The sequence below is a fragment of the Geobacter sp. PheSNFMC genome (genome assembly GCF_059620965.1).
In genome coordinates, this window is the sequence record NZ_JCAMRN010000031.1 from 28,187 (window position 1) to 40,840 (window position 12,654).

Annotated in this window: 9 protein-coding genes; 2 read left to right on the top strand and 7 right to left on the bottom strand. The window is 63.4% G+C overall.

The annotated features are described in order from the left end of the window. Positions 1-7: 7 nt before the first annotated feature. A complete protein-coding gene (locus AC6CDK_RS08705; protein WP_192905400.1) occupies positions 8-391 on the top strand; it encodes a cupin domain-containing protein in 384 nt (127 codons plus the stop codon). Between the two features lie 126 nt (positions 392-517). Here AC6CDK_RS08705 and AC6CDK_RS08710 read toward each other — a convergent pair whose 3' ends face one another. Continuing rightward, positions 518-2,362, bottom strand: coding sequence for a chloride channel protein (locus AC6CDK_RS08710; RefSeq protein WP_066357207.1), 1,845 nt, complete (start codon positions 2,360-2,362; stop codon positions 518-520). Between the two features lie 214 nt (positions 2,363-2,576). On the opposite strand from AC6CDK_RS08710, the gene AC6CDK_RS08715 reads away from it, so the two are divergent. Then, positions 2,577-3,098 (top strand): MarR family winged helix-turn-helix transcriptional regulator, encoded by a 522-nt coding sequence (locus AC6CDK_RS08715; RefSeq protein ID WP_039643647.1) that lies wholly within the window; start codon positions 2,577-2,579, stop codon positions 3,096-3,098. Between the two features lie 64 nt (positions 3,099-3,162). On the opposite strand, the gene treS is transcribed toward AC6CDK_RS08715, so the two are convergent. From treS to AC6CDK_RS08745, 6 genes are all read right to left on the bottom strand, one after another. After that, positions 3,163-6,498, bottom strand: a complete 3,336-nt coding sequence (treS, locus tag AC6CDK_RS08720) for a maltose alpha-D-glucosyltransferase (RefSeq protein WP_039643649.1) — start codon at positions 6,496-6,498, stop codon at positions 3,163-3,165. A gap of 181 nt (positions 6,499-6,679) precedes the next feature. Next, entirely contained in the window at positions 6,680-9,646 is a 2,967-nt protein-coding gene (locus AC6CDK_RS08725) for a malto-oligosyltrehalose synthase (RefSeq protein ID WP_192905401.1), read from the bottom strand. 216 nt (positions 9,647-9,862) lie between these two features. Beyond that, positions 9,863-10,111, bottom strand: coding sequence for a hypothetical protein (locus AC6CDK_RS08730; RefSeq protein ID WP_039643653.1), 249 nt, complete (start codon positions 10,109-10,111; stop codon positions 9,863-9,865). A 1-nt stretch (position 10,112) separates the two neighbouring features. Continuing rightward, the gene (locus tag AC6CDK_RS08735; RefSeq protein ID WP_237560694.1) at positions 10,113-11,117 is read right to left on the bottom strand and encodes a mechanosensitive ion channel family protein; all 1,005 of its coding nucleotides are present in this window, start codon (positions 11,115-11,117) and stop codon (positions 10,113-10,115) included. A gap of 170 nt (positions 11,118-11,287) precedes the next feature. Beyond that, positions 11,288-11,584 carry a LapA family protein gene (locus tag AC6CDK_RS08740; RefSeq protein WP_039643657.1) on the bottom strand — a complete coding sequence of 99 codons (297 nt, stop codon included), beginning with the start codon at positions 11,582-11,584 and terminating at the stop codon, positions 11,288-11,290. Between the two features lie 50 nt (positions 11,585-11,634). Next, positions 11,635-12,636, bottom strand: a complete 1,002-nt coding sequence (locus tag AC6CDK_RS08745; protein WP_039643659.1) for a DUF481 domain-containing protein — start codon at positions 12,634-12,636, stop codon at positions 11,635-11,637. Between the last annotated feature and the right edge of the window lie 18 nt (positions 12,637-12,654).

The window sequence follows — 12,654 nt, forward strand, 5'->3', positions numbered from 1 at the left end:
CACGACGATGGAACTGGAGCGCGGCGAACGCCCCTGGGGCACCTATACCGTTCTCGAAGAGAACAGGAACTACAAGATCAAGCGGATCGAGGTGAAGCCGGGGCAGCGGCTGTCGCTTCAGATGCACCATCACCGGAGCGAGCACTGGATCGTGGTTTCCGGAACGGCCCGGGTCACCTGCGGCGACGACGAATACACGGTGAACGTGAACGAATCCACCTTCATCCCCATTGGCCGCAATCACCGGCTGGAGAACCCGGGCAAGATACCCCTCGTCATCATCGAGGTGCAGAGCGGGGAATACCTGGGAGAGGACGACATCGTCCGATTCGATGATGATTACCATCGCTGCGAGACACCTGCAGCATCCTGCTCCGACGAGGAAGGGTAGGGGAGCCTTCTCTTTTCCCGACAGTTCTCAGGCAGGCTGCGGCGTCCCGTTTTCGCGCCGCGCCATCCCACTGATTTCCCGGTTGGTTGAAAACTGAATATGGACAGCGGGTTGATGGTGGCGTGTTCAGCCCTTGAACGATTGTGTCACCATTGCCCTGTTGTAGGCAGCGGCAATGGCGTGGCGGGTGAGGATGCCGACCACCCGTCTCCGCCCGCCGGGCTCCACAACGGGAAGTTCGTCAAGGGGGGTGCGCTCGAACACCCGGAGCGCTTCCGCCAGGGAGTCTTCGCTGGCGATCGTCAGAATGTCCACGGCAGCCATTTCCCCCAGAGTGACCCGGTCGAGAAGCCCGGGCTCGAATGCGGTTCCGAGAAAATCGTGGATGACCACGACTCCGGAAAGCTCTCCCCAGGCAGTGACCACGGGGAAAGTGGTCTGGCGCGGGGAGTGGCTGCGCGCCAGGAACTGGCGGATGGTCATGGTCTCCGGCAGTATTTCCGGGTCGCGCACCATGACACCCCGGACCCGTATCTGTTCCAGCACCGCCTGTTCGCGCCCTGCCCGCAGATCGATCCCCCGTGCCGCCAGATCGGCGGTGTCGATGCCGTCCTTATGGAAGTGCCGGGCCACGGCGGTGCCGATGGCGCAGGCCAGCATGATCGGGACGATGACCTTGTAGGAGCCGGTCATCTCGAAGAGCAGAAAGATGCCGGTCATGGGGGCGTGGGTGACCGAGGCGAGGAACGCTCCCATGCCCACCAGGGCATAGGCGCCCGGCGTTGCGGTGTGGAAGGGGAAGAGGCCGTTCGCCAGGAAGCCGAAGCTCATGCCGGCGACCGAGCCGATAAAGAGCGAGGGCGCGAAGGTTCCCCCGGGCAGCCCCGAACCGACCGTGACACAGGTAGCAACCATCTTGCCAGCAATGAGGAGCGTGACGAGGAGCCACCCAACATCGTTGGAAACGGCTTTTTCGATGAAGTCATAGCCGTTGCCCTGGACCTGAGGCAGGAGCACTCCCACACAGCCGGCGAGAAAGCCGCCCAGAATCGGTTTCCAGAGGGGATTGACCTGAAGGCGTGCAAAGAAGCCCCTGGTCTTGCCGTAGCCGGTGATGAAAAGAGCCGCAAGGCAGCCGCACACCACTCCGAGCAGGGCGTAGAGGGCGAGTTCGAGAGGGTGGACGAGCTGGTAGGCCGGCACGTCAAAGGCGGGGATGTCGCCGTACATGGCCCGGGAGACAACGGTTGCCATGCCTGACGAGATGACGATGCTCGTGAAGGAAGAGAGCTCGAAGGAGGAGAGAAGGACGATCTCGTGGGCAAAGAACACCCCGGCAAGGGGGGCGTTGAAGGTGGCGGCCACCCCGCCCGAAACCCCGCAGCCGATGAGAACCTTGAGCCGTTCTCCCGACATGCCGAGCAGATGACCCACCACGGAGCCGGCCGTGCCGCCGATCTGGGCGATGGGGCCTTCCTGGCCGGCGGAGCCGCCGGAGCCGATGGTGAGCGCCGACGCGATCCCCCTGGTGAACATGAGCCTGAGTGGCAGCCGTCCGCCCCGCAGGTTGACTGTTTCCAGAAACCGGGGGAAGCCGAAGGCCATGTCTTCCCTGAATCTGATAAACAGGGGGAGCATGACGACGGCGCCGGTGACGGGGAAGGCGATGGCCCAGAGACGGTTCGCGTTCCAGGCATAGGGCGAGTAGCCGGTCAGCTGTCCGCCGCTGTCGATGATGAGCCAGCGGAACAGGTCGATGCACGAGCGGAAGGCATGGTTGCAGAGTCCAGCCAGCAGGCCGATCCCCACGGCGAGAATCGCCATGAGCGTGTTTTCGCTGATCCGGACCCGGGAGAGGAGCGAAAAGACCGCCCGCCGCGTTCGGACGAACCGCCGCAGCAGGTGGAAATCCCTGATGAGGACCAGTGGGGTGGTCCAACGGGCTGCTTTTTCGGGGGATTCTGGTTTCATGGCAGGATGTGGCTCCTGGGCGCGAAGGCCCGGCGGCCCGGAACGCTGGATGCCAGGCCCGCTTCAACTGTTTGTATGCAAACTATATACTGCCGTAATTACGATTCGGCAACAGATTTTCCCCGCATTGCCCCCGATTATCTTGTGTTACGTTAAAACCGGCGATAGGATGGGTGCTGGAGGCAGCCACCCCCATTTCAAGCCGGAGCTGACAATGAAAACCACTGATGAACTTATCGCTGATGTGACCGATAACCTGCGCCGGGTCTTTCAGGTGGTGAACGAACACTCGAAACGGGCCATGCGCGAGACGGGGCTCACCGGTCCCCAGCTCTGGGCCATCAAGGTCGTTGCCGGTCACGGTCCCCTCCGGGTTTCCGATCTTGCCCGCAGGCTCTATCTTCATAATGCCACGGTGGTGGGAATCATCGACCGGCTGGAGGCCCGGGGGCTCGTGCAGCGGACCCGGTCCCGGGAGGATCGCCGGGTGGTGATGGTCGACCTGACGGAAGAGGGGAAGGATCTGGTGGCGCGGGCCCCCGAGGTGGCCCAGGGACTTCTCGTGTCGGGGCTGGAGACCATCCCCCGGGAGAAGCTCGAAACCATCTCCGAAGGGTTCCAGCTCATGGTCAGCATCCTCGGGGCCCAGAACCTCCCTCCCCAGCTCATTTTCTCGTCGGAGGTGAACCGGGCGCGGGCAAGGGGCGCCCGGAAGGGTCGAACGGATACGGCGTGAAACAGGATGTCCCAACGAAAAAAGGAGCCATGATCGGCTCCTTTTTTCGTTGGGACAGAAGCGGTTAGCGAAACTCCCGCAGTACCGTTTCGACCCCGCGCAGGTAGATGGGAACCCGTTCGGGGCGGTTGGCGAGGGCGTAGCCCAGTTCGTAGAGGGCATTGTCCAGGAGAAACGAGCGGAGGAGCGTTTCCAGGTCGCCCCGCTCCGTCGGAACAAGGGGGCTTGTGCCCATCCGCTCCAGGTAGCCGGCCAGGTAGCGGCAGCTTACGTGGTACCACCAGGCCTCCGCCCAGGGCCCCAGGAGCGACATGTCGTCGGGATGGCCCGCCCCGTGGCGGGCGAGGGCGGTCAGGGTAGCGTTGTGGAAGGAGCGGATCATTCCCGCCACATCCCGCAGGGGTGAGCGTTTGATGCGGCGCTCGCCAAGGGTCCGATCCGGCTCGCCCTCCAGATCGATGATCATGAAGTCCTTGCCGGTGAAGAGAACCTTCTCCAACCTGAAATTGCCGTGGATGCGGCTCTTCATGGCTTGAATCCGCTGGCCGACGATGGGGCGCAGGCAGGCGAGGATTTCCTTTTCCGCGGCCAGGATCCGGTCCACCGGTGCCAGATCGTCTGCGGACAACTCCTTGCGGCGCTGGGCCAGGAGCTGGAGGGTACGCCGGGCCTGGTTGCGCATGGACTGGTACACGGCGCGCTGGTAGAGGGTCGAATACTCCTCGGGTCGCCAGGCCGGGTCGTTTCCGCCTGCGGCAAGGGCCTGGTGGAGTTCGGCGGTGCGGCGGCCGAGGAGTCCTGCCATCTCCAGGTAAAAGCCGCCGATGAGCTCGGCCGTCGGCTCCGGCACGGCGCAGGCGCTGCCGTCCATGAGGCTCGAAGACAGCGCCGGCGGGGGAGGCAGTTCGCCCCGGCGCGAGAGAATCCGCTCGAAATACTGTCCCAGGATGTGGAGGGAGAGCCGCCAGCCATCGCCCTGGTTCTGTACGTATCCCTGGAGCAGGCCGATCGTGCGCGGCTCTGCGCCGGGATATCGCAACTCCAGGCTCCCCTGGAACGGGGCAACGTTGGAGTAGCTGGATTGTGCGGTGAGAAACCGCGCCATTTCCACCTCGGAATTGATGCCCGGCTCCACCTTGCGGTAGAGCTTGAGCACGTGGCGGTCGCCGTACGTGATGATGCTGTTGGTCTGTTCCGCCTTGGGGAGTTCAGAGGTGAGATGATGCGTCTCGTCCCTGGGGCCGGTGCGGACTGCCCCGGCGTGGACCGGCGCGACGAGGCCGTTTTTCTCGCCGTGGAGCCGGCGCCGGCCAAGGGCCAGGGCAAGGAGCGCATCCCTGAATTCCCGGTCGTGGACCGCATCGCAGAGGATGCCCTCTTCGTCCCCCACGGCAAGGGCAGCAATGGCCGCCCGGGGGGATTCGGCGCACACCCGCTTCGCCCCGGAGCCGGAGAGGAAGGCAACCGGGATCAGGTAGGTCTCCGAGGGCCCGTCCTGGTAGCGCACCTCAAGGAAGAAGATGGGGAACACCCGGTCACCCTGCCGCAGGAGCACGGTGTCGTGCAGCACGTAGCCGATAATGGCCCGAGCCTTTCCCCGGAACCAGCCGCTTCGCTTGAGGTAGTCGGTGGTCACCCGTTCCAGGTGGGTGTCGCCCCTGGCCTGGCTGAGCGCCTCCCACCAGGGGAGTTCGCCCCGGAGCTTGATCCGCGGCAGTTCTCCCTCGGCCTGAAGCGGTGTCTCCCTGCGTCGCAGCAGGAACCAGAAGTGGTCGTGCGGCCCCAGCGTGAGGGGGTAGGGCGCTTCGCGGATGACCGGAAAACGGTTCCGGCTGAACAGGTCTTCGGGGGATATGCCGGCAAATTCCTGCAGGTCCAGGCTCACCGCCTGGGCGAAGCGGGAGAGGTTGACCACCACGAGGATCACCTCGTCCTCGTGGCGGCGGAGAAACGCCAGAACCTTGTGGTTGGCCGGATAGAGCACCTCCATGGCGCCGCGGCTGAAGGCCCGGTAACGGCGGCGCACTGCGATGATGCGCCGCATCCACCAGAGCAGCGAGGAGGGGTTGCGTTCCTGGATATCCACGTTTACCGCTTCGTAGTGGTATTCGGGGTCAATGATGACCGGCAGGAAGAGTCGCTGGGGGTTGGCGCCGGAGAACCCGGCGTTGCGGTCGGGGCTCCATTGCATGGGGGTGCGGACGCCGTTGCGGTCTCCCAGGTAGTAGTTGTCCCCCATGCCGATCTCGTCGCCGTAGTAGATGACGGGGGTGCCGGGAAGGGAGAAGAGGAGTGCGTTCATGAGCTCGATCCGCCGCCGGTCCTTGCCCAGCAGGGGCGCCAGCCGCCGCCGGATGCCCAGGTTGATCCGGGCCTTGGGGTCCGAGGCGTAGATCCGGTACATGTAGTCCCGCTCTTCGTCGGTCACCATCTCCAGGGTCAGTTCGTCGTGGTTGCGGAGAAAGGTGGCCCACTGGCACCCCTCGGGGATCGGGGGGGTCTGGTCGAGGATGTCCACCACCGGGAAGCGGTCCTCCATCTCGATGGCCATGTACATGCGCGGCATGAGAGGAAAGTGGAAGAGCATGTTGCACTCGTCCCCGTCGCCGAAGTAGGCCACGGCGTCCTCGGGCCACTGGTTGGCCTCCCCCAGCAGCATCCGGTTGGGGAACGAGGCATCCACGTGCTGCCGGAGCCTTTTCAGGAACTCGTGCGTCTCGGGCAGATTCTCGCAGTTGGTCCCCTCGCGTTCGAAAAGGTAGGGGACGGCATCCAGCCGCACCCCGTCGACCCCCATTCCCAGCCAGTAGTCGATGACCCGGAGCATTTCCGCCTGGACCCGGGGATTGTCGAAGTTGAGATCGGGTTGATGGGCGTAGAACCGGTGCCAGTAGTAGGCCTTGGCCACCGGGTCCCAGCTCCAGTTGGAGGTCTCGAAGTCCTGGAAGATGATCCGGGTTTCCCGGTACCGGTCGGGGGTATCGCTCCAGACATAGTAGTCCCGGTGGGCCGAGCCCGGTTTTGCCCGGCGGGCCCGCTGGAACCAGGGGTGCTGGTCCGAGGTGTGGTTGAGGACCAGCTCGGTGATGACCCGGATGCGGCGGGTATGGGCCTCCCGGAGGAATTCCCGGAACTCGCGCAGGGTGTTGTAGCTGGGGTGAACGCTGTAGTAGTCGGCGATGTCGTACCCGTCGTCCCGCAGTGGCGAGGGGTAGAAGGGGAGAATCCAGATGGCGGTGATCCCCAGGGACTGGAGATAATCGAGCTTCCCCATAAGGCCCCGGAAGTCCCCCACGCCGTCGCCGTCGGAATCGGCGAAGGCCTTCACGTGGAGTTGGTAGATGACGGCGTCCCGGTACCAGTGGGGATTGTCGTCCGGCAAGAATACTCTGCGTGTCATGGCGTACCTCCTTTTTCATCCTCGAAAAGCAAATAACACAGCGCAACGGAGAACATGGGGTGACATCGACTGGTTGCTGCTCAGAATCCAGGTTGGCATCGCGTGCCGGACCGACGGCACGCAAATGCAGCACAGCGTATTTGTTGTGTGTTCTCCGTCCCTTCGCGCTATTCAGTGGTTGTCACTCATCCCCCACCGCCTCCAAAAGCGCCACCGGGAAATCCGCCAGCACCGCGGTCAGGGGGAGGACCGTCCGCCTCTCCCGCAGTGCGGTTACGACCCGTTCTCCGGTGAGGATGTTGCGGTAGGCGCGGCCGGCGCTCTCAAAGGGGACCACGAGCCGCGTATCTCCCCAGGTCTCCGTCCCCAGCCGGGTAAAGAAGCGGGGCGCCACGGCAATGACCGTCTCCCCGTCGCTGTACCGCTCGAAGGCGCAGACGTTGTCGCTCCGCTCCCCCAGCACCTCAAGGGGAAGGTACTTGCCGGCCTCGAAGAGGGAGCGGTGCTCCCGGCGGTAGTTGAGGGACTTCCAGGTTAAAAAGAGCTTCACTCTTCCGTCGGCCATGGTCTGGAGAAGCGCCCGCGCCAAGGCGAGTGCCCCCCGTTCCCGTTCGATGCTCTGCAATTCCGCCAGCATGCCCATTCGCTTCTCGAAATCCACCGGCCGCCGGTTGTCCGGGTCCACGAGGCTGAAGTCCCAGAGCTCGGTCCCCTGGTAGATGTCGGGGATGCCGGGGGAAGCTACCTTGAGAATGGTCTGGGAGAGGGAGCTCAGCATGCCGCAGCGGACCAGGGGTGGGAGCGTCCGGCGCAGGTCGGCCAGGAAACCGTTGGCAGGGATGTCCCGGAGGATGGCGGCGACGAAGTGCAGGGCCGCTTCCTCGTGGGCCGGGTTCGGGTTGATCCAGCTCGTGTTCACCTTGGCCTCCCGCATGGCCTTGAGCATGTACTCCCTGATCCGGCCGACGAACACGCCATACTCCCCGTCCGTGAATTCATCCGCGGGCCATGCGCCCACGATGGTCTGGTAGATGAGGTACTCCTCGTTCCGGTCAGGCACCTTGACCCCCTGCACGGTCACCTTGTGGCCGCGGTTCATCCGGCTCCAGCGCATCAGGCAGTCATGCCAGGCGGCCGGATCCTCGGACAGCACGCTGATCCGGGCCCGGACATCCTCGCTCCGCTTGGTGTCGTGGGTGGTGGTGGCCAGCATGGCGAAAGGGGTGCTGCGGGCCCGCTCGATGTTCTGGCCGTGGAACGCCTCCAGGGTGAGACCGAACCGCTCGGGCGTTCCCCCCACCTCGTTGAGGGAGACGAGCCGGTTGAACACATAGAAGGCGGTGTCCTCCAGCCCCTTGGCCATCACCGGTCCCGTGAGCTGCTGGAACCTCATGACAAAGTCGAGCCACTGCTCCTGCTCTTCCTTTCCGGTGTTGTCGTAAAAACGGAGCAGAAGGACATCTTCGATAAAGGTAAAGATCGATTCGCTCATGGCCGAGTTGCGCCGCCTGGCCTTGGCCACGGCGTATTCGATGTACTGGCGGTCCCGGTCCGCCACCTTGCGGCTGGCCGTGTAGGTGCGGTAGACGGGAAAGTGGGCGATCACCTCCATCAGGGCCTTGATGAGGCTGCCGAGGGTGAAGTCGCGGGTGTGGCGGTTACTTTCCGAAAGGGTGTTCAGGTGGTGCCCCAGGGTGTTGATCTCGCCCCCCATGGAGAAACGCATGACCTGCTTCTTCTTCTGGCAGGCGATCTCGGCGAAGTTTGGCCGCTCCTGGATGAACCGGGCGTAAATGGCATCGAACTCCCGTCCGTTGCGGGTGTCCACCATGAGGCCGGTCACGGCGTTGGCGAATTCGTACCCGGTGGTGCCGTGGATCGGCCAGTCCTCGGGGAGCCGTTCGTTCTTCATGAGGATCTTTTCGCCGACGATGTAGAAGGGCATGGTCTGGGGCGAAACCTCCAGCATCTCGTCGTACATCTGCAGGATCGTTTCGGCCAGGGCGCCCGGGGACTGGTCACCGGAGCTGCCGAGGCTTGCCAGGCGCCTTTCCAGGAAGCAGGCCCGCTGGAGCCGCCGGAAATACTCGGTGGGGTCATAGAGCCCGTCGGCATGGTCGATCCGCAGGCCGGTTACCGCGTTTTCGCGCACCAGTTCCATGACCAGGCGGTGGGTGTCCTCGAAGACCCGCGGTTTTTCCATCCGGATGGCACCCAGGGCGTTGATGTCGAAGAGCCGGCGGTAGTTGATCTCGTCCGTGGCCGTGCGCCAGTGGGCCAAGCGGTAGACCTGCTGGCGCAGGAGCCCGTCCAGCAGGTCGAAGCTGTGGGGATTCCCTTTCTCTCCGTTGAAAATACGGACGTTTTCATCGATGAATTCCTTTATGGGCCAGTTTTCGGCGCAAAGGACCAAGAGACGCCGCTTGATCACCTCCTTCTCCCGGTAGCGCTCACGGACCCGCTCCGGCTCCAGCTCCGTGTAGAAGGGGAGGTGGCCGATGGCGGTCACGATGCTCAGGAGTTCCCGGTATGCCTCGTGGTTGGCGGGGAACAGCCGCTCCAACTCGTGGAGCCGATGGGTGAGGATGGGGCTGTAGGTTTTGGGGATGATGGGAAAGCGGTGTTCGTAGTAACTGATGAAGAACCCTCCCTCCTCGAAGGAGAGAACCAGCTCGCCGTTTTCCAGGATTGTGCCGTACTGGTCCCCCAGGACCGGGATCAATACCTTGTTGGTCAGTTCTTTCTTGACCGGCGCCCAGTCCACGTCGAAAAAATCCCCGTGGGCGGAGCTGGGGCCGTTTTCCAGAAGGTCGAGCCAGCGGTCGTTGCCGCCTCCTTCCACGCACATGTGGTTGGGCACGAAGTCGAGGATCTGTCCCATGCCGTGGCGCTGCAGCGCCGCGCAGTAGGCGTTGAAGTCGTCCCGGCTGCCCAGTTCGGGGTTCAGGCGGTTGTGGTCGACGATATCGTAGCCATGCATGCTTCCGGTCCGGGCCTTCAGGAAGGGGGAGGCATAGATGTCGCTCACTCCCAGGGCGTCAAGATAGGGGACGATCCGCGCCGCATCGCAGAACCGGAAACCGCCGTTGAACTGCAGGCGATAGGTTGCCGTGGGGATGCGTGCATTGGCAGGGTTTGTCTGATTCATGGGGCACTCCCTTGGAGCCGGGCCGGTCAGCGGGCATTATCCGCTGCCATTGATGGTGACGCTGACGGGGGCGAGGACGAGCCCGGCCCCACCGGCCCCCGCATCGAGGTATTCCGGCCAGGTGCTGCCGGGCCCTGAAGTCGTAGGTGCCGTGGATCGCATCGAGCCGCAGGCCGTCCAGATGGTGCTCGCTTACCCAGTGGAGGGCGTTGGCGATCAGGCAGTGGCGCACTCCGTCGCTGCCGGGTCCGTCGAAGTCGACGGGATATCCCCAGGGGAGCGGTAGCGGTCGGTGAAGTAGGGGGCAAAGGCGTCCGGGTCCACCACCCGGGAGAGGGGGTACGATGCGTCCTCGCCGTCGGCGTAGCGGATGACCTCCACGGAATCGACATGGGGGTTCCATACCCTGAAGTGGCCCCTCCCGGCGACGGGAGTCGCCCCGATATCCAGGCGCCACTGCGCCATGTCAGGCCTCCTCCCGGAGAAGCGACTCCCCCTGCTGCAGCCGAACGGCGTGCATGGGGACGGGAATTTCGATCTTTTCCGCAGCGTAGCGCCGGTGGAGCCTCTTTATGAACTCATGTTTCAGGAGGTGCTGATCAACGTATTCCTGTCCCCTCAGGATCACGGTGAAATTGACGCTGAAATCGGCAAAGGTATGATACCGGATGAACGGCTCGAACCCGGCAACGCCCCCCTGGGCTTCACGCATGAGCTCTCTGGCGACCTCCACCGTTACTCTTTCCACCTGTTCGAGGTCGCTCCCGTAGCCTGTCCTCACCTGAACGAGAACTGCCAGTTCCCGGTCCGGCAGGTAGCAGTTCGTGACGATGGCGCTGGCCAGCTTGGTATTGGGGATGATGACCATGTTGTTGGGAAGGGTCCGTATGGTGGTGTTGCGCCAGGTTATATCAGTCACGTATCCTTCCTCGCCGCTGGCGAGCTGGATGTAGTCCCCCTGGCGGACCTGGCGGGTGGCGATGATGTGGAGCCCTGAGAAAATATTCGACAGGGTATCCTGGAGGGCAAGCGCCACGGCGAGGCCGCCGACGCCGAGGGCGGTGAGAACCGGCGTTATGGAGATGCCGAGGGACTGGAGGATGATCAGGGCGCCGATGGAGAAGACAATGACTTTGGCCAGATTGCTGAAGATGGAGATGGATGGCAGCACGGCCTTTTTCGCATAGTGGGTCACGAAGCCCGCAGCCAGTCTCATGAAAAAGAGCGTGGCGATGAGGATGATGGTTACGAGAAACATGTTGTCCGTCAGTCTCTGCAGCCCGGCCGTCAGCGGGAACTGCGCCGCAGCGGCGTACAGTCCCGTCAGGAGGGCGGAGTAAAGCAGCAGCCCCCGCAGGGATTCGACGACGATTTCGTCCCCCTCCCACGGCGTGCGTTGTGTGATGACCTCCAGGCGACGAAGCACCACCTTGTCGAGCACGAGTCCGGCCAGCAGGCCGGCCGCGAGCATTACCGCCGCCTGTGCGGCACTATGTATGTCGGCTAGGATAGTCATAGAATTTTCCAATTCTATAAATACCTCGTGTGCAAATCAACCGTCAGGGAGCGTTGTTGCGGGTAATGCCGTAAATTCAGGCTGTTGCGCGGTCGCATGCATTGGCGGCACGCGGTCGGGAGGGGTTATGCGTCCGGTGGCTTCACGCCAGGATGAGCGGACTGGAGCCGGTCGAGCGAGCGGGTGCATGCCTCCAGTTGACGCCGCTGCTCCGCCAGTTGCCGGTTGCGGGCGAAGCGTGCCGGGAGCGAGGCCAGGTACATGGTGAGGGCACCCATGGCGAAGCTCATGAGGAGGACGAGAACAAGGGCCCCCTCGAAATACCAGCCGAGAAAGTGGACCTGTACGGTTTGAGCGTTCTGGAGCGAAAAGGTCACCATCAGCGCGGTCAGGGCGATGGCGAGGGTCAGAGCGGATTTCATGGTGCCTCCTTTTTGTGGCGGATGGGATGAAGCGTCCCCCGGGCCGGCTGTCACCAGTAATCGTACTGGTAGGTGAGGCCCATGATGAAGAGGAGGTCCGAGTTGCGTTTCCCAGCTTCCGGTCTGCTGTTGAAACGATAATCCACCTCCAGGTTGGCCGCGATGTCGTTCACCAGGGAAATTCGCACCCCCTGGTCAGCCCTGAGCGTGACCCCGGACACCGAGGGGGTGTAGTACCCTTCCTGGCGGTGGAAGACCTTGAGCCTGTCGGGGACCGCCTCCCATTCGAGGCCCGCCGCCCAGCGCCCCGCGGCATCCTGCCGGTCTTCTCCCACGATGACGTCTTCGTTGAAGTAGGAAATGCCGGCCTCCGCGTAGAGGCTGAGGGCACGATCGTCGAAGAACTGGTAGCCGGCGCCGAGGCCTTCGGTGTTGCGCAGGTTGAGGTTGGCGAAGGAGTCCTTTTCCAGCAGGGTCTGGGCGTAGGTGTAGACCTTGTCGGTCGTGAAAAAGTCGTATTTGAGACTGCCGAGGGAGTTGCGGACAGTGGTCCGCGAGTCGGCCTCCCCGTAGGCGTACTTGGCCTCCACGGTGAACCGGTGGCGTTTCGTCCGCACCTGGAACAGGGTCGAGAGCGTTGCCGCCTTGGTATCCGTGTTACCCGTGGCAATGCTTCCGCCGGCGGTCAGGAAACCGTGGTAGGTGGCCGGATTCACGGTGCGGAGTTCCTTGAGGGATATGGGATTCGAGGTTCCGGCCCGGGAGCTTTTTATCTGGATGGCGCCGTCAGTGCAGGTCACGGGCCCGACGAGGACTTCGTAGTCAGAGAGCTCCACCGTGAGGTCGCGTTCAGAAGCGATGCACTCCACCTGCTTCCAGTCGATGCGCACCTTGTCGTCGGCGTAGGGGAGCTTCACCGTGAGGCGGTCCTTTTCCATCCTGATTATTTCGCCGTTCAGGCGGTCTCCGTTTTTCAGCCTGATCTCGTCGGCCCGGGCCGTGGCGGCGGCAAGGCTCAGAAACAGGAAAGAGCAGGTCAGGTGTCGGATCATTCGGTACGCCTCCCGGTT

Bases quoted from the DNA above. Each gene is read 5' to 3' on its own strand.
- AC6CDK_RS08715 (WP_039643647.1), top strand. From the start codon at position 2,577: ATGAAAACCACTGATGAACTTATCGCTGATGTGACCGATAACCTGCGC.
- AC6CDK_RS08705 (WP_192905400.1), top strand. From the start codon at position 8: ATGGAACTGGAGCGCGGCGAACGCCCCTGGGGCACCTATACCGTTCTC.
- AC6CDK_RS08710 (WP_066357207.1), bottom strand. From the start codon at position 2,362: ATGAAACCAGAATCCCCCGAAAAAGCAGCCCGTTGGACCACCCCACTG.
- AC6CDK_RS08735 (WP_237560694.1), bottom strand. From the start codon at position 11,117: ATGCTCGCGGCCGGCCTGCTGGCCGGACTCGTGCTCGACAAGGTGGTG.
- AC6CDK_RS08740 (WP_039643657.1), bottom strand. From the start codon at position 11,584: ATGAAATCCGCTCTGACCCTCGCCATCGCCCTGACCGCGCTGATGGTG.
- treS (WP_039643649.1), bottom strand. From the start codon at position 6,498: ATGACACGCAGAGTATTCTTGCCGGACGACAATCCCCACTGGTACCGG.
- AC6CDK_RS08730 (WP_039643653.1), bottom strand. From the start codon at position 10,111: ATGGCGCAGTGGCGCCTGGATATCGGGGCGACTCCCGTCGCCGGGAGG.
- AC6CDK_RS08745 (WP_039643659.1), bottom strand. From the start codon at position 12,636: ATGATCCGACACCTGACCTGCTCTTTCCTGTTTCTGAGCCTTGCCGCC.
- AC6CDK_RS08725 (WP_192905401.1), bottom strand. From the start codon at position 9,646: ATGAATCAGACAAACCCTGCCAATGCACGCATCCCCACGGCAACCTAT.